This is a genomic window from Marinovum sp. J2-8 (assembly GCF_055808435.1).
The window spans coordinates 231,241-246,901 of sequence record NZ_JBVVRZ010000001.1; the positions used below are offsets into that span (position 1 = coordinate 231,241).

Below are 15,661 nucleotides of genomic sequence, written 5' to 3' on the forward strand. Positions count from 1 at the left end.
GTATATGCGGTGTGTGATGGCCGCTGTGTGATGACCGGGGCATGACGCCCCGGCCAGCAGGGTCAGAACGTTTTCGAGAGGGAAATCTTGAACGTTCGTCCCGGTGCCTTGCGCGTCGATGACGAAAGATGGCCGACATAGTCGAGGTCCAGCGCATTTTCGAGACCAACACGCACCTCTGTGCCGTCAAGCCAACCGCCGTTGTCCGGGCGCCATGTGGTGCGCAGGTTATGCACGGTGGCATTGGCCAGATCGTCGCCCGCTAAATCGCGCCGGTCGGCGGCGTGGACAATTTCCCAGCTGACATCCAGCATGTCATCCCATTTGCGCCCCACCGTCAGTTGCACCCGGTCCGCCGGGCTGTTGCGCCATGTGGTGTCCGTGCCATCGGGATTGAATTCCGTGCCATCGCCCATGTGACCGGCAAGATCGAAATACACTCCACTGGACAACCCGTAAGAGGCCTCAATCTCGAAACCCTGGGTTTCGACGCTTTCCAGCGAAGACGAGGTCGACCCCGATAAGGTGTAGCTGGTGATGTCCCAAAGCGTGGTTTGATACGCCGTGCCGCGCAGGGTCAGATAGTCGCCGCCCGCAAACACATCGGTGCCGGTATATTCCGCCCCAAGTTCGAAGGTCTGGGATTTTTCCGACATGGTCATCCGGTCCTGCGCTGTGGCGCTGGCACCCAGATCGTCGATGATCGGCAGACCTTCGGTATAGGCCGCGCTGCCGAACACCGACAATCCATTGCCGAAATCATAGGCCAGTGCCAGACCGCCCATCAGCGCGTCGGTTTCATAATCACTGGGGTAGGTCGTGCCGGTGCTGGCGTCGACCAGACTGTTGGCGCTTTCGATCGCGACTTTTCAAACCGCAGGGCCGGGGTGATGGTGAACTGTCCGACGGTCATTTCATCCACCATGAACATGGCAAACCGTTTGTCGCTGCCGCCCGGCACGCCGGCGGCGCTGTTGTCGGCGCGTTCGCGGTGCTGGACCTCGATCCCGGCCAGCATGTCATGGGCAACAACGCCGGTGTCAAACAGCGCGCGGTTGGACAGCGTCAGCTTGGTTGTTTCATACCGTTGATCGGCGTTGACCGTGCTTACAAGGAACGGAAAGGTCGGCGTGCCTTCCAACGGCGACGAGCCGGGCACATATTCATATTCGATCTTCTGATCGGCGTAAGACAGGTTCGCCCGCAGGTCGATCAGGTCATTGCCGGGGTTATAGCGGTATTCCAGCACGGTCTGTGCGGTGTCGGTCACCCGGTCAACATTGCCGAACATGCCGCCATCGGTGGCAAATTGATCGTAGGGCACATCCTTGTCGTCGGCGACGGTGCGTGAATGGCTGAACATGAGCGAGTGGTCGTCGTCCTGGCCAAAGGTGAAACGCCCCTTGGCAAGGTAAGACGGCGTAGCAAAGGCGCTGTTGCCGATGGTGTCACCATTGCCGTCGGTCAGATCGCCCTGATTGCGATATGTATAGTTCAATAGGAATTCAGCGCCTTCGCTTGGCATCCACGCCAGGTAGGTCGAGCTGGTCAGCCCCTCGCCATTCGACGAAAACTCCAGCGTTTGCGAGCCGCCAAAGCCCAATTCACCACCGGTGAAATCCGATGCGTCCTTGGTTTCCAGCTTCACCACGCCGCCAACAATGCCCGATCCATAGGCAAAACTGCCGATGGTGCCGCGCAGCACCTCGACCTCGCGATAGAGCATGGGGTCGGTGAACAGCTGTGTGCCGATCCGATACAGTTCTTCTGAACCGACAGATGCGCCATCGACCTGGACCGCGATTTTCTGGTCCGTGCCATAGGTGGTGTTCGCGCCAAAGCCGCGAATGTTGATGCCGGACCCCTGGGGCGTGGTGCCATTCACCAGCGTCACGCCGGGGACGGAATCAATCAGCTGTGCGACGGTGCTGGCCTGTCGGTCCTGAATTTCCTCTTCGCCGACAACGGTTCGGGCCAGGGCGGTGCCAAAGCTCAGATCGCGTTTGCCGCCAGTCAGAACAAGAGTGCCAAGAAAGCCGGGGGTGTTGTCCTGGGCAACTGCGGGGAGAGCCAAGGAAATACAGACAAGCGCGGTCGAGCCGCGCAAGAGGGGGGTAAGCATATGCGCCATCCTTAGAGGGGGGTTGGGCCGTAGCTTGCACAGGCTGGCGCGGCGAATTGTTATGTGTGTGAACGATTGTGATCGTGACGGGTTGCAGCGTTAATCCAATCATACTAAAACAGTCAAGTATTTTGAGAGAGCCACGCACCAATCTGAATCGTTTTGCTTTGGGCGCAGCAATCGGACAACAGACCCCGATCCGAGGACGCCCATGCAAGAACAGATCATCCCGACCCCCGAAGCCATTCGCACGTTTTTGGCTGACAACCCCAAGACACGCGCCCGCGACGCCGCCCAGAAGCTGGGCATTGCCGAGTGCCAATTGGTGGCGGCCACTGTCGGCTATGGCGCGACGCGCATCACGGCCCACCCCGATCAGCTTATCCCCGCGGTCGAAACGCTGGGCGAGGTGATGGCGCTGACGCGGGTGGGCGATTGTGTGCATGAAAAGGTTGGGGCCTACGGCAATTACCATTCCGGGCCACATGCGTCGATGACCCTGACCGAGGATATCGACCTGCGGATCTTCCCATCGCATTGGGTCACGGCCTTTGCGGTTGAAACCCCGACCAGTTCGGGTGTGCGCCGGTCGGTACAGGTGTTTGATGCGGCGGGTGATGCGGTGCACAAGATCCACCTGCGCGACAGCTCGGACCATGATGAATGGTCGTCACTGGTGTCGGATCTGGCGCTGGGGGATCAGGGGCTGGAGCAGGCGGTGGAGCCGCGCAAACCCACCGAAGCGGCAAAGTCGCGGCCGAAAAGGCCGATGTGCTGCGCGCGGAATGGGCCAAGCTGACCGATACCCACCAATTCCTGCGCCTGTGTTCCAAGTTGAAAATGAACCGGCTTGGCGCCTATCGCATCGCGGGCGCGCCGTTTGTGCGTCAACTTGCGCCAAGTGCCGCCAATGACATGTTGACGGCGGTGCAGGCCGGGGGCTTTGAAATCATGCTGTTTGTCGGCAATCGCGGCTGCATTCAGATCCATACCGGCCCAATCGTCAATCTGCGCGCCATGGGCCCGTGGCAGAACGTGATGGACCCGCGATTCAACCTGCATCTGCGACTGGACCGCGTGGCAGAGGTCTGGGCGGTCGAGAAACCCACCAGCCGCGGCCCGGCTGTGTCGGTCGAAGCCTTCGATGCCGAGGGCGGATTGATCTTTCAGGTGTTTGGCGTCGGCAAAGAGGGCCGGGATTTACGGCCAGACTGGAAACGGGTTGTGGCGGCGCTGCCCTCGCTTGAAGCGGTGCCAGCATGATCGGGCGGCAAATGCGGTCCGCGTCAGTGCGGTTGATGGGCGCGCTGGGATTGGCAGCGCTTCTCAGCAGCGGGGCCAGTGCCGAAACGACAACAGAGCCGGATGTGCTGTCGATTGGCGGTGCGGTGACCGAAATCGTTGTCGCCCTGGGCCAGCAGCATCGGCTGCGCGCCCGCGACACCACATCGACCTATCCGTCCTCGGTCACCGACCTGCCGGATGTCGGCTATATGCGTGCGCTGTCGCCCGAGGGCGTGCTGTCCGTCGCCCCCGGTTTGATCCTGTCGGAAGAGGGCGCAGGCCCGCCCGAGGCGCTGGATGTGATCCGTGCGGCAGACGTGAATTTTGTCGAGGTACCGGGCGGCACAACGGTTGACGGTATCGTGAACAAGATCACGACCATTGGTGCCGCGCTGGACGTCCCGGATCGCGCCGGGGCCCTGGCCGCAGAGGTGCGTCAGGCGATGACCGACGCCATGGCGGATGCCGACCGCCCCGAGCAGGACAAGAAACGGGTGATGTTCGTGATCTCGACCCAGGGCGGGCGGATCAATGCCGCCGGCACCGGCACCGGGGCGGATGCGATCATTCGCATGGCCGGTGGCATCAACGCGGTGACGCAATATCATGGCTACAAGCTGATTACGGACGAGGCCGTCGGCATGGCCGCGCCGGATGTGATCCTGATGATGGATCGCGGCGGCGATCATGGTAAATCCGACGACGATCTGTTTGCCATGCCCGCCATTCAGCTTACTCCGGCGGCGCTTAGCCGGTCGGTGGTGCGGCTGGACGGTTTGATGATGCTGGGGTTTGGCCCCCGCACGCCAGAAGCGGTGCGCGCCCTTAATGATGCGCTATACGGAAACGGAGCCTGACCCATGGTTGCCCTGTCCGAAATTGCCGCCCCCCCACAGCGGGACCGGCTGTCGCGTGCGCGCGATTTGCATTGGCTGTTGGCCGGGGCTTTGGTGCTGGCATGTTTCGCCAGTCTGGAGGTCGGCGCAACCGATGTCCGGCTGACGGCACTGTTGTTCAAACTGATCCAGGGCGAGGCGCTGAGCCAGATTGAGCGCGTGGTCCTCTGGGATATTCGCCTGCCCCGGTTGGCGATGGGCGTGCTGATCGGCGCGGCGCTGGCGGTGTCTGGCGCTGCGATGCAGGGGCTGTTTCGCAACCCGCTGGCCGATCCCGGCATTGTCGGTGTCGGGGCGGGGGCCGGTCTGGGGGCGATTTTGGCGATTGTGCTTGGGGCGATGTTGCCGGAATGGCTTCGGGCGTGGACCGGCAATCAGTTGATCCCGTTTGCCGCCTTTCTTGGCGGGTGGGGGTCGACGATCCTGCTGTATCGCGTGTCGACTCGCCATGGCCGCACCTCGGTCGCGACCATGCTTTTGGCGGGGATTGCGCTGGGCGCTTTGGCGGGGGCCTTGTCCGGTGTGCTTGTCTATGTGGCGGATGACCAGCAATTGCGCGATCTGACGTTCTGGGGGCTTGGCTCTTTGGCGGGGGCCAGCTGGGCCAAGGTGTTTGCTGCGGGGCCGCTGATCCTGTTGGCGATCGGCGTCGCGGTCACATTGGGGCGCGGGTTGAACGGCCTTGCGCTGGGCGAGGCGACGGCGGCGCATATCGGCATTGATGTGCAGAAAATGAAGAACATCGCAATTCTGGCTGTGGCTGGCGCCACCGGCGCAGCCGTGGCGGTCTCGGGGGGCATCGGCTTTGTTGGCATTGTGGTGCCACATCTGCTGCGGCTGATCTCTGGCCCGGATCACCGTACCCTGCTGGTCAATTCAGCCTTGCTGGGCGCGACGCTTTTGATCCTGGCGGATGTCATCGCCCGAAGTGTCATCGCACCGGCGGAATTGCCGATTGGCATTGTGACCGCCGTTTTGGGTGCGCCGATCTTTTTGTGGATTCTGTTGCGGCGGCGGGGGATGGTCGACCTATGAGTTTCGAGGCCCATGATATTTTCGTGCGCTATGGCCGCCGCAGCGCGTTGCGCGGCGTCAGCCTTGTGGCCAAGGCAGGAGAGGTGACCGCGATTGTCGGCCCCAACGGATCGGGAAAATCGACCCTGTTGGCGGCGATGACGGCCTCGGTGCCTTATGAGGGGTCGGTGCGGTTGAACGGCCTGGCCGGTGATCGACCAGAAGCCATGGGAATTGGCCGCGCAACGTGCCGTCCTCCCCCAGGAGTTGCGGCTGGCCTTTCCCTTCTCCGTGATCGAGGTCGTGCGCATCGGGCTTCAGGCTGGGCACCGCCGGAAATTGTGCTGAGGTGCCGATGCAGGCGTTGGACCGTGTGGGGCTGGCGCATTATGCGAACCGCAGTTTCCACGAATTGTCCGGCGGCGAGGCGCAGCGCGTCATGCTGGCGCGTGTTCTGGCCCAGGTTTGGGTGCCGGTTGAAAACGGACAGCCGCGTTGGCTGTTGCTGGATGAACCGGTGTCGAGCCTGGATATTGCCCATCAGCTTCAGGTGATGGAGCTGGCGCGCGATTTCGCGCATGCTGGTGGCGGTGTGATTGCGGTGATGCATGATTTGAACCTGACGGCGCTGTTTGCCGACCGGGTGGCGGTTCTGGCCGGGGGGCAATGTCTGGCCACCGGCGCACCACGCGATGTGTTGACCGATGGCGTCCTGTCTGATGCCTATGGCTGTGCGTTGCGGGTGTCTGCCCCGCCGCCGGTTGATGTGCCCTATATCCTGCCGCATGCGGCGTCTGCCTAGGAAAGATCTGAATATGTTTCGCGGTGCTCTTTGTGCGATTTTTGCGCTTTCGACGGCGGTCCAGGCCCAGCCCACCGCCATTCCACCAGCCGATATTGTGCTGTTGGGCGAGGTGCATGACAATCCCGATGCTCATTTGGCTCAGGCCGCGCGTTTGGCCGATCTGAAACCCACGGCGGTGGTGTTTGAAATGCTGACGCAGGCACAGGCCCAGCAGGCCGCCGAAGACCCGGCGCGCATCCCGGACATCTGGGCCGAGGGCGACTGGCCGGATTATGCGCTTTATGCGCCGATCTTTGAGGCCTTGGGTGATGCACAGATTGTCGGGGCAGCCGCCCCGCGCGCGGACATTCGCGCCGTCTATGGCGACGGGGCCGCGGCCCTGTTCGGCGCGGATGCCGGACGATTTGGATTGGATCGCGCCCTGCCAAAGGCGCAGCAATCCGCGCGCGAAGAGATGCAGTTTGATGCCCATTGCCAGGCCATGCCGCGCGCGATGATGGGCGGCATGGTGGCGGTGCAACGTTACCGCGACGCGGTGTTTGCCCGCGCGGCCCTGATGGCGTTGGACACCTATGGTCCGCCCGTCGCGGTGATTGCGGGCAACGGTCATGTGCGCACCGATTGGGGGGTGCCGGCGTTGATCGCCCTTGCGGCGCCCCAGACCCAGACCTGGGCTGTCGGCTTTGTCGAAGACGCAACCGACGTGCCATTTGACGAAAGCCATGTCGTGCCGCCGGTTGATCGGGATGACCCCTGTGCCGCGCTGCGCGGCAAAGATGGAGAGTAAAAGATGTTCTATTATCGAAACCGCGCCTTGGCCGCTCTGGCGATTGTTGTGTCGGCTGCCGCGATGGCCCTGCCGGAAATCGCCCCCGCCGAATCCACCCCGGCCGAATCCACCCCGGCCCAAATCACCCCGGCGCAAAGCCCGGCGGAAACCGATCAGGGCAGCCATGTCACGCTGGAGCTGAATTCCGTGGCCCAGGTCGACGGCGCCTGTCAGGTCAGTTTTCTGATCCAGAACGGCCATGCCGCCGATATCACGTCGGCCATCTATGAGGCGGTGTTGTTTGACACCTCGGGCGGGGTTGACCGTCTGACCCTGTTTGATTTCGGGGCCTTGCCCGCCGCGCGCCCGCGTGTGCGTCAGTTTGTCTTGCCGGGCCTTGATTGCAGCGCGCTGGGCCGGTTGCTGATCAACGGGGCCGAAACATGCACCAGCGACGGGCTGGCCCCGGATGCCTGTGGCCGCGATCTGGAATTGCGCAGCCGTATTGATGTGGAGATTCTGGGATGATTGCCGCCGTTCGTGAAACCATTTTGCACATTCTGGACCTTGGCGGGCCTGTCGTGTTGCTGCTGTGTCTGCTGTCGATCATTGTCTCGACCGTTGTGATCTACAAGCTGTGGCAATTCACGGCGGCGGGCGTCGGGCGACACAAGGCCTTGCAACAGGCGGTGGCGGCCTGGGACCGGGGCGATCAGAGCGGCGCGCGGCTGTATCTGGATCAATCGCGCAGCTATCTGCGTCCGGTTCTGGCCATGGCGCTGAACGGCCAAACCGACGGCGCGCGGCTTGAGGCCGAGGCCGAATCCCGCTTTGCCAGATTGGAACGCGGTTTCCGGCTTTTGGATTCGGTGGCCCAGCTTGCCCCGCTGCTTGGGTTGTTTGGCACGGTTCTGGGGATGATTTCGGCGTTTCAGGCCCTGCAGGCCGCTGGCGCGCAGGTCGATCCCTCTATTCTGGCGGGCGGTATTTGGGTGGCGTTGTTGACCACGGCGGTGGGGTTGGCGGTGGCGATGCCAACCGCGCTGGTCCTGGCCTGGCTGGAATCGCGGATGGATGGCGATCGCGTCCTGGCCCAAACCGCGTTGCGTACAATTCTGGCACCGGATCAGGGCCGTAGCGTAGCCGAACAGACAGAGCCCGCGTCCTCTTCGGTGCCATTGCCGGAGCCTGACCATGCGTAGACGCGCGCGACGGCGCAAGTTGTCGATGACCTCGTTGATTGATGTCATCTTCTTGCTGCTGTTGTTTTTCATGTTGTCCTCGACCTTTACCCGTTTTGCCGAGGTTGAACTGGCCGCCGGCGGGGCGGGTGGCGGAGTGGCGGAAAACGGTGCAAAGCCGGTTTTTCTGTCGCTGGGACCGGACAGTTTGCGGGTGAATGGCACCGATCATGATCTTGCGGCACTGGCAGAGGCCGTCGCGGCCTTCAAAACCGATGATGTTGCGCCGCTTAGCGTGCTGGTCGCGATGCGTGGTCCGGTGACGGCTCAACGGCTGACTGATCTGTTGGCGGCATTGCGTCCGGTTGCGGGGGTGCGGGTCACCGTATTGGAAACCACATGACCATCAGAGCCCGCCGCAAAGACCGAGAGCCGACAACGGCGCTGATCAACATTGTGTTCTTGATGCTGATCTTCTTTTTGGTGGCCGGCACTTTGGCCGCGCCGTTGGATAAGGATCTGAAGCTGGTGCGGGTGGCCGAGATCGAAGGCACTGCGCCCGCCGATGCATTGGTGGTCCATGCCGATGGCCGCATGACCCATCAGGGCCGGGCGGTCGCATCGGCGACAGAATTTCTGGCCGCTGTTCCCGAAGAGGCCCGGAACCGGGTGCGCATTGTGCCCGATCGGGATCTGGCGGCCAGTGCGTTGGTGCGCATTGGGCGGGATTTGCGGGCCGCTGGCGCGGAAAGCGTTGTGATTGTTACGGAAAGGGCGCTGCAATGAAGATGACATCGCGCGCGGCGAAATTGGCGGCACTTGCCACGGCTTTGGTGGCGCATGGGGCATTGGCATTGTCGCTGGTGACACCAGAGAAGGCCCTGATGGAAGGGGCCAATGGCGCGGCAGAGGTGCGGCTTGGCAATGCGTTTGCCGATATGGTGGCGGGGGTTGCCACGCCTGAACCGGCCGAGGTTGAAACACCGCGCCCTGAGGTGGACACCGCCAAAGCGCAACAGCCCCCAGAGGCGGCGCAACCGGCGGAACCAGAGACATATGCCGAGGCCGCCGAACCGGTGCAACCCACACCAGATGCCGAGGCCCGCCAGCCCGCCGAACGGGCACAAGCGGTTGAGGCCGCGCAAAAGGCAAAGGCGGCGCAAGCCACAGAGGTCGAACAGCCCGCACAGGCGCAAAACGCACCAGCGCCGACCGCCACCGAGGTTCCAGAGGATGTGAGAATTGCGCCGGGGCGCGCGGTCGCGGCTTTGCAACCGGTCAAGTCGGCCAAGCCTGCGAAAACGGTTGCCACGACCGCAACCGCCGCCGCCCCCGCGGCCTTGGCCCGCCCTGCGCCGCCGTTGATCCCGGACACGCCGGTGTCAGAGGTCGCGCCCCCGACAGAACCCCCAACCGACCCCCTGATCGAACCCCGGGCCGTGCCCCTGACCGGGACAGATCCAGAGGTTGCCACGGTGACCCGGTCCAAGCGTCCGAAAATGCGCAGTGCGGAATTTGCCGAAGCCCATAAACCCGCCACACCCCCGGCACCCGTCGCCCGCACGTCCCCCAAGAAGCAGCCGACAAAAACCGCGGCGAAACCCAAGACCCCCAAGGGCAATGCGGCCCAGAACGCCCGCGCAGGCGTGGCCAATGGCACCGCCACGGCCAAGGCACAGCAAAGCGGCAGCGGCGGGCGCAAAAAATCCGCGGGCAACGCCGCGGTCAGCAACTATCCGGGGCTGGTCATGCGCAAACTGTCGCGGGTCGGCAAACCACGTGTGAACGCGCGCGGGGCAACGGTGGTGGCCTTTACCATCAGCGGCAGCGGCGGATTGGCCTCGGTCTCTGTCGCGCGCAGTTCGGGGTCTTCGGCGCTGGATTCCGCTGCCATGCAATTGGTCCGCCGCGCGGCACCCTTTCCGAAGCCACCCAGCGGCGCAAGGCGCGGGTTTTCGATCCAGATCAAGGGTCGTTAGTCGCCCGGTTAATCGCCCAGTCAATCACCAAGTGGCTGTGGCCCTGTCCGTCCGTGATAGGCGGTCAGGGACGTCTGAATGCGGCGCAGGTTTTCGGTGGCCTTGTGGGGCAGTGCCTGGGCCACCGACATGGCCAGCGCATCCACCAGGATAAGGTGAATGTAGCGTGACGCTGTGGGTTTGTGGATGTCGATATCCTCATGCACATCCACCAGGATCGGGATGGTACAGGCCTTGGCCAGGCGCGTGTCCGGCTTGGTGATGCAGATCGTGGTTGCCCCATAGCCGTCGGCGATTTCCGCCGCGCTGACGATGGCGTCGGCCTCGCCGCTGGCGGAAATCAGCAACAGCACATCACCGCCGGTCAGAGTCGCGGCCCGCATTTGCAGGATACAGCTGTCGTTCACCGCAAAAGAGGGCACGCCAAGACGGAAAAACCGGTTTGCCGCTTCTTGGGCAATCACCGATGACCCGCCGCTGATCCCGGCGCACAACAGATGGCGGCTGTCCAGCAGGGCCTGTTTCGCCAGATCCAGCGCATCGGTGTCCACCTGATCGCGCATTTCTATGGCCTTGGCAAAGATCGTGCACAGGATCTGATCAATCGCGCCATTGCCGGTCGGCGCGGAAAGACCGGGGGCGGCCGAAAGATATTGCTGGCTGACAGCCAGATTCTGCGCCAGCCGCAGCTTGAATTCGCGAAAGCCGTCACAGCCCAGGGTGCGGCAGAACCGAATGACCGTCGGCGTGCTGACACCGCAATGGCCGGCAAGCTCGGCAATGGTCATGGCGCTGATGTCCTGAAGGTGGGCCTTGACGTAATCAGCGACCTTCTGTTCCTGCGTCGCCATTTTGCCGTCATGGCGATGCAGAGCCGAAATGACATCGGTAAAGCCAGATGTTCCCTTTTTCGGCGATAGGGTGTCTGCGCTTGGTTCGTTCTGTTTTTCTGCCATGGAATCCCAGTGTAACGCCGACGGGCGTGTACCTTAGGTAAGATATCAGGCTGGGCTTGCCCAGATGCCCGAGGTGAAAAGCTGGATCTGGAATGGGGGGGTAATTCTGTAACGGAGTTTGCTTGATGTGGCGGAGTTGGCGGGCATTTTCATGGTGCCTTGGCACCGGTCGCGGCAGAGATCCTGTATGCGGCGGGGGCGATGAAGGAAAATTGTGCAATCGAAGACGCCGCGATTTGCCGTGCGGCCGCAAATCATGGTGGACGGCAAAGTCGAATTTTACGCCGTGGTTTACAAACCGTTTTCGGCATAAATTATCGGGCGGCGCATCCCCGTCCGACCAAAAAAACGCATCCCCCGGGGTGCGGTTTTTACTCTGGACGATGTGCATTCATCTGCCGCATTTCCGCGAATTTCGAAACCAATTTCACCCTCAAATCAGCCGCGATTTCCGGTTTCAAAATCGGGATCTAAAATTGAAGCCCCCGTATTTGGACCGCCAAATTTGGGGAGGTCAATCCAGCGAATTGAAGCGATGGATGCTGGAAATTATACGTGATTTTAGGTATCCTTTTGCGAAGAAAAAGGAATGCGCGACAAACGTCAGTGGGTCGTGTTGGAAAAGGATGTTCGAACAGGTTGCATGAAGCTTGTGGCAACTTGATACTGGTAAGCGTCAGTTTTTTGGGAAATGCAGCTAAAGCGAGAAAATAAAATTGCACGTCAGGGTAATAGGTTGTGAATTCCGCCGACGATTGCGCTGGACACAAATTAATGAATTGACTGGAAATTCACGATCAAATAACGATCATCAATGTTACATTGACAAGGTATCGGAGATGACATGTCGGAAATAAACCTTGACGGAATGTCTCTGAAAGAACTGAAGCAGCTGCAAAAGAACGTAGCAAAAGCAATCAGCACTTTTGAAGACAGAAAGAAAAAAGAAGCGCTCGCAGCGCTGGAAGCAAAAGCCGCGGAGATGGGGTTCTCTCTATCTGATCTGACAAGTGGCAAAGGTGGAAAGATTTCCACTCCGAAATATCGCAATCCCGAAAACATTGATCAGACGTGGACCGGCCGTGGCCGTAAACCGGGCTGGTTTGTGGCTGCATTGGAAGAGGGCGTTTCGCCCGAGACCATGTTGATTTCCTGACGGGTATTTGTGGCGGATGTGCCATCCGCATTGCTACCCTGGAGTGAGACCTGGGAAGGCTTTCGTTGGCGACATTCGTAACGTGAATTAACGAGCCCCTGATGCCAGGCATTGGGGGCTTTTGATATTTTGGACGCTGGAAAGCTGTGCTTGCCCCATGACGTGGCCAAGAGGGGCGCGTCACGCAGGACAGGCCGCGCAGCGCAGCGAGAAACGGGCCTTCAGGCTGTCAGGCGCCATTTGAGAGATGACCCCTTTAACGGCCACGAGCGGCGAAAATATCGCCGCTCGCGTTCTTTTATAACCTCACCCGCCCGGATGGTCCGGCGGATCGGGGCAAAATCAGTTCGGGATGTCGCCGGTCAGACCTTCGACATAGAAATCCATGCCCGCCAGCGTGCCGTCGTCAGCGGTTTCGCCCTCGGCCAGCCAGTCAGAGCCGTCCTGCTTTTTGATCGGCCCGGTAAAGGGATGATATTCGCCCGACGCAATCGCGTCTTTCATTGCCAACGCCTCGGCCTTGACCTCGGCTGGGACCGCATCGGAAATCTCGCCAATGCCCACCATGCCCGGCCCAATGCCGTCCCAGGTGTCGGTGCTTTCCCATGTGCCATCCTTCACCGCCTGAACGCGGGCGATGTAATACGGGGCCCAATCGTCGATGATCGACGACACGCGCGGCAGCGGTGCATATTCACCCATGTCCGACGCCTGCCCAAAGGTGATGACATTGCCGGCCTTTTCCGCTGCGGCCTGTGGCGCGGTGGAATCGGTGTGTTGCAGGATCACATCCGCACCCTGTTCGATCAATGCGTTGGCGGCATCGGCCTCTTTTGCGGGATCAAACCAAGTGTAGGCCCAAACGACCGAAAATTCGACGTCCGGGTTTACCTTCTTGGCGTGAAGATAGGCCGAGTTGATGCCGCGAATAACCTCTGGGATCGGGAAGGACGCAATATAACCGATCTTGTTGGTCTTGGTCATCTTGCCCGCGATATGGCCCTGAATGGCACGGCCTTCATAGAAACGGGCTGAATAGGTGCTGACGTTATCGGCGCGTTTGTACCCCGTCGCATGTTCGAATTTCACATTCGGGAATTTCGAAGCCACATTGATTGTCGGATCCATATACCCGAACGAAGTGGTAAAGATGATGTCGGCGCCACCCAGCGCCATTTGCGTCATCGCGCGTTCACTGTCGGCACCTTCGGGCACGCTTTCCTGAAACACGGTTTCGACGGCATCACCAAAGTGTTCTTCAACCGCCAGACGGCCTTGGTTGTGTTCGTAGGTCCAGCCACCATCGCCTACGGGTCCGACAAAGATAAAGCCAACCTTGGTTTTGTCCTGAGCGATGGCCGTGCCGGCCAAGCCCAGTGCCAGAGCTGCGCTGGCAAGAAGGGTTCTGCGGTTCATTTGGATACTCCCCAATGTGGTTGTTCAATATGGTCTTTTGTTTGGTTTGGCCTCAGTGCGAGGCATGGAATGCGCGGCCGAGTGAGGCCGGTGCGCCGTGGTATCCCCGCGCTGAAATAACGACCAGCACCAGGATTGTTATCAGATACGGTGACATCGACAAGTACTCGACCGGGAGGCTTGTGCCCGCCGCTTGCAGGTTCAACTGCAAGACGGTGACGCCGCCAAAAAGATACGCACCGATCAGCACGCGCCAGGGTTTCCAGCTGGCAAAAACCACAATCGCCAGCGCGATCCAACCGGCCCCGGCGGTCATGCCTTCGGTCCATTGCGGCACCCGCACCAGCGAAAGATAGGCCCCGCCAAGCCCGGAACAGGCCCCGCCAAAGGCAATTGCCATCATGCGGATATGCACCACCTTGTAGCCCAGCGCATGCGCGGCATCATGGCTTTCGCCGACGGCGCGCAGGATCAATCCGGCACGGGTGAATTTCAGCACCGCCCAGACGGCGGCGATCATGGCAATCGAGACGTAAACCATGATGTCATGCTGGAACAACATCGGCCCGATGACCGGAATGTCGCCCAGCACCGGGATATGCAGATCCGCCAGGCTGGGGGCCTTCATCCCCTCATAGGGTTTGCCGATCAGCGATGACAGCCCCAGCCCGACCAATGTCAGGCCCAGCCCGGTCGCCACCTGATTGGACAAGAGATATTGCGTCAGGAACCCAAAGCTCAGCGACAAAAGCGCCGAGGCCAGGGCCGCCGCCGCAAAACCCAGCAAGGGCGAGCCTGTGTTGACCGCGACGGCAAAACCGACCACCGCGCCAGTGATCATCATGCCCTCGACGCCCAGGTTCAGCACGCCTGATTTTTCCGTCACCAGTTCGCCAATTGCGGCCAAAAGGATCGGCGTGGCCGACACCATGAGCGAGGCAACCAGAAGGATCGGATTGATTGTGCCAAAGTCCATTATGCGGCCTCCCCCTGTCCGAATTGGACGCGGTAATTGGTGAATACATCCGTCGCCAGCAAGAAGAACAGCAACATGCCCTGAAACAATTGGATCGCCGCGCCGGGCAGGCCCAAATTGCTCTGCGCCGCTTCGCCACCGATATAGGTCAGCGCCATCAACAACCCGGCCAACAGGATGCCCACCGGATGCAGCCTGCCAGAAAGGCCACGATAATCGCGGTAAAGCCGTAGCCGGAGTTGAAGTCGATGGTGATCTGCCCCGCCGGGCCTGCGACCTCAAACAATCCGGCCATACCAGCCAATGCGCCCGACAGACCAAGACAGAACAGGATCACCCGTGCGGGTTTCACCCCGGCGAACCTTGCGGCGCGTGGCGCTTCGCCGGTCAGGCGGATGTGAAAGCCACGTATGTGGCGGGTCAGCAGGACATAGGCGAAAATCACCGCAATAAAGGCGGCGATCACACCCCAATGCATGCCGGTCCCGGCAATGATTTCGGTATTGGCGGCGCTTTCATATTGCTGAAGATTGCGCGAACCGGGAAACCCGCGCCCTTCGGGGTTTTTCAACAGCCCAGAGGCCACAGAGGCAAGCCAGGCTTCGGCCACATAGACCAGCATCAGCGAGACCAGAATTTCATTGGTGCCGAATTTGGTCTTCAGGATGGCCGGGATCATGCCCCAGGCCCAACCGCCAAGCGCCCCGGCAAGGATCATCAGCGGAAAAATGATGAAACTGTCGAGCGGGTAAAAGGCCAACCCGACACCAGCACCGGCAATCGCCCCCATGATATACTGGCCTTCGGCGCCGATATTCCAGATCCCCGCGCGAAAGCCGATGGACAGACCGATCGCAATCAGGATCAGCGGCCCGGCCTTGATCAGCAATTGCCCACGATAATAAAACGCAAATTCGCCAAAGATCGGATCCCAGAAAATCGTGCGGATCGCCTCTAGCGGCGGTTTGCCCAGGGCGGCAAACATGATGCCGCCGACAATCATGGTCAGCAACACCGCCAGCAACGGGGTGACAGCGGTCCAAAACCGCGAAGGCTGGGGCCGTTTGACGAGGTGGATCATGTCCGGCCCTCCGAATTTGCAAATTT

At 61.0% G+C, this 15,661-nt stretch carries 14 protein-coding genes and 3 pseudogenes; 11 read left to right on the top strand and 6 right to left on the bottom strand.

The window, feature by feature from the left end; genetic code table 11:
- Nucleotides 1–62: 62 nt before the first annotated feature.
- A complete protein-coding gene (locus AC0L4F_RS01145; RefSeq protein ID WP_244684302.1) occupies nt 63–785 on the bottom strand; it encodes a TonB-dependent receptor domain-containing protein in 723 nt (240 codons plus the stop codon).
- Nucleotides 785–2,122, bottom strand: coding sequence for a TonB-dependent receptor plug domain-containing protein (locus AC0L4F_RS01150; protein ID WP_244684304.1), 1,338 nt, complete (start codon nt 2,120–2,122; stop codon nt 785–787). The genes AC0L4F_RS01145 and AC0L4F_RS01150 overlap by 1 nt, the downstream gene beginning before the upstream one ends.
- Before the next feature lie 211 nt (nt 2,123–2,333).
- Here AC0L4F_RS01150 and AC0L4F_RS01155 point away from each other — a divergent pair.
- The 10 genes and pseudogenes from AC0L4F_RS01155 to AC0L4F_RS01200 all read left to right on the top strand — a co-directional run bounded on the left by AC0L4F_RS01155 (nt 2,334) and on the right by AC0L4F_RS01200 (nt 10,050).
- Nucleotides 2,334–3,385: pseudogene (locus AC0L4F_RS01155) on the top strand (hemin-degrading factor).
- An 11-nt stretch (nt 3,386–3,396) separates the two neighbouring features.
- The gene (locus tag AC0L4F_RS01160) at nt 3,397–4,263 is read left to right on the top strand and encodes a heme/hemin ABC transporter substrate-binding protein (RefSeq protein ID WP_244684306.1); all 867 of its coding nucleotides are present in this window, start codon (nt 3,397–3,399) and stop codon (nt 4,261–4,263) included.
- A 3-nt stretch (nt 4,264–4,266) separates the two neighbouring features.
- Nucleotides 4,267–5,337, top strand: a complete 1,071-nt coding sequence (locus AC0L4F_RS01165; RefSeq protein ID WP_244684308.1) for a FecCD family ABC transporter permease — start codon at nt 4,267–4,269, stop codon at nt 5,335–5,337.
- A pseudogene (locus AC0L4F_RS01170) lies at nt 5,334–6,118 on the top strand (heme ABC transporter ATP-binding protein). The gene AC0L4F_RS01165 and the pseudogene AC0L4F_RS01170 overlap by 4 nt, the downstream one beginning before the upstream one ends.
- Before the next feature lie 13 nt (nt 6,119–6,131).
- Nucleotides 6,132–6,908, top strand: a complete 777-nt coding sequence (locus tag AC0L4F_RS01175; RefSeq protein ID WP_244684310.1) for a ChaN family lipoprotein — start codon at nt 6,132–6,134, stop codon at nt 6,906–6,908.
- Nucleotides 6,909–6,911: 3 nt separating this feature from the next.
- Nucleotides 6,912–7,418 carry a hypothetical protein gene (locus AC0L4F_RS01180; protein ID WP_244684312.1) on the top strand — a complete coding sequence of 169 codons (507 nt, stop codon included), beginning with the start codon at nt 6,912–6,914 and terminating at the stop codon, nt 7,416–7,418.
- Nucleotides 7,415–8,092 (top strand): MotA/TolQ/ExbB proton channel family protein, encoded by a 678-nt coding sequence (locus AC0L4F_RS01185; RefSeq protein ID WP_244684314.1) that lies wholly within the window; start codon nt 7,415–7,417, stop codon nt 8,090–8,092. The genes AC0L4F_RS01180 and AC0L4F_RS01185 overlap by 4 nt, the downstream gene beginning before the upstream one ends.
- The gene (locus tag AC0L4F_RS01190; RefSeq protein WP_244684316.1) at nt 8,085–8,474 is read left to right on the top strand and encodes a biopolymer transporter ExbD; all 390 of its coding nucleotides are present in this window, start codon (nt 8,085–8,087) and stop codon (nt 8,472–8,474) included. The genes AC0L4F_RS01185 and AC0L4F_RS01190 overlap by 8 nt, the downstream gene beginning before the upstream one ends.
- Entirely contained in the window at nt 8,471–8,857 is a 387-nt protein-coding gene (locus AC0L4F_RS01195; RefSeq protein WP_244684318.1) for an ExbD/TolR family protein, read from the top strand. The genes AC0L4F_RS01190 and AC0L4F_RS01195 overlap by 4 nt, the downstream gene beginning before the upstream one ends.
- Nucleotides 8,854–10,050, top strand: a complete 1,197-nt coding sequence (locus tag AC0L4F_RS01200; RefSeq protein ID WP_244684321.1) for a TonB family protein — start codon at nt 8,854–8,856, stop codon at nt 10,048–10,050. Before AC0L4F_RS01195 ends, AC0L4F_RS01200 begins: the two co-directional genes overlap by 4 nt.
- 20 nt (nt 10,051–10,070) lie before the next feature.
- Here AC0L4F_RS01200 and AC0L4F_RS01205 read toward each other — a convergent pair whose 3' ends face one another.
- Nucleotides 10,071–11,006, bottom strand: coding sequence for a MurR/RpiR family transcriptional regulator (locus tag AC0L4F_RS01205; RefSeq protein WP_244684323.1), 936 nt, complete (start codon nt 11,004–11,006; stop codon nt 10,071–10,073).
- 844 nt (nt 11,007–11,850) lie between these two features.
- Here AC0L4F_RS01205 and AC0L4F_RS01210 point away from each other — a divergent pair.
- Nucleotides 11,851–12,162, top strand: a complete 312-nt coding sequence (locus AC0L4F_RS01210) for an H-NS histone family protein (protein ID WP_244684325.1) — start codon at nt 11,851–11,853, stop codon at nt 12,160–12,162.
- 342 nt (nt 12,163–12,504) lie between these two features.
- Here the strand turns inward: AC0L4F_RS01210 and AC0L4F_RS01215 are convergent, their stop codons facing one another.
- The 3 genes and pseudogenes from AC0L4F_RS01215 to AC0L4F_RS01225 form a co-directional block, all read right to left on the bottom strand.
- Complete coding sequence (locus AC0L4F_RS01215) at nt 12,505–13,578, bottom strand: BMP family ABC transporter substrate-binding protein (protein ID WP_244684327.1); 1,074 nt, start codon at nt 13,576–13,578, stop codon at nt 12,505–12,507.
- A 52-nt stretch (nt 13,579–13,630) separates the two neighbouring features.
- Nucleotides 13,631–14,554 (bottom strand): ABC transporter permease, encoded by a 924-nt coding sequence (locus AC0L4F_RS01220; RefSeq protein ID WP_244684329.1) that lies wholly within the window; start codon nt 14,552–14,554, stop codon nt 13,631–13,633.
- Nucleotides 14,554–15,635 (bottom strand): annotated as a pseudogene (locus tag AC0L4F_RS01225) (ABC transporter permease). The gene AC0L4F_RS01220 and the pseudogene AC0L4F_RS01225 overlap by 1 nt, the downstream one beginning before the upstream one ends.
- Nucleotides 15,636–15,661 lie beyond the last annotated feature (26 nt).

What these genes read in the sequence shown, in the direction of transcription:
- AC0L4F_RS01210 (WP_244684325.1), top strand. Translation starts at nt 11,851, where the DNA reads ATGTCGGAAATAAACCTTGACGGAATGTCTCTGAAAGAACTGAAGCAG.
- AC0L4F_RS01150 (WP_244684304.1), bottom strand. Translation starts at nt 2,122, where the DNA reads ATGCTTACCCCCCTCTTGCGCGGCTCGACCGCGCTTGTCTGTATTTCC.
- AC0L4F_RS01175 (WP_244684310.1), top strand. Translation starts at nt 6,132, where the DNA reads ATGTTTCGCGGTGCTCTTTGTGCGATTTTTGCGCTTTCGACGGCGGTC.
- AC0L4F_RS01145 (WP_244684302.1), bottom strand. Translation starts at nt 785, where the DNA reads ATGGGCGGTCTGGCACTGGCCTATGATTTCGGCAATGGATTGTCGGTG.
- AC0L4F_RS01205 (WP_244684323.1), bottom strand. Translation starts at nt 11,006, where the DNA reads ATGGCAGAAAAACAGAACGAACCAAGCGCAGACACCCTATCGCCGAAA.
- AC0L4F_RS01215 (WP_244684327.1), bottom strand. Translation starts at nt 13,578, where the DNA reads ATGAACCGCAGAACCCTTCTTGCCAGCGCAGCTCTGGCACTGGGCTTG.
- AC0L4F_RS01220 (WP_244684329.1), bottom strand. Translation starts at nt 14,554, where the DNA reads ATGGACTTTGGCACAATCAATCCGATCCTTCTGGTTGCCTCGCTCATG.
- AC0L4F_RS01180 (WP_244684312.1), top strand. Translation starts at nt 6,912, where the DNA reads ATGTTCTATTATCGAAACCGCGCCTTGGCCGCTCTGGCGATTGTTGTG.
- AC0L4F_RS01195 (WP_244684318.1), top strand. Translation starts at nt 8,471, where the DNA reads ATGACCATCAGAGCCCGCCGCAAAGACCGAGAGCCGACAACGGCGCTG.
- AC0L4F_RS01165 (WP_244684308.1), top strand. Translation starts at nt 4,267, where the DNA reads ATGGTTGCCCTGTCCGAAATTGCCGCCCCCCCACAGCGGGACCGGCTG.
- AC0L4F_RS01190 (WP_244684316.1), top strand. Translation starts at nt 8,085, where the DNA reads ATGCGTAGACGCGCGCGACGGCGCAAGTTGTCGATGACCTCGTTGATT.
- AC0L4F_RS01200 (WP_244684321.1), top strand. Translation starts at nt 8,854, where the DNA reads ATGAAGATGACATCGCGCGCGGCGAAATTGGCGGCACTTGCCACGGCT.
- AC0L4F_RS01160 (WP_244684306.1), top strand. Translation starts at nt 3,397, where the DNA reads ATGCGGTCCGCGTCAGTGCGGTTGATGGGCGCGCTGGGATTGGCAGCG.
- AC0L4F_RS01185 (WP_244684314.1), top strand. Translation starts at nt 7,415, where the DNA reads ATGATTGCCGCCGTTCGTGAAACCATTTTGCACATTCTGGACCTTGGC.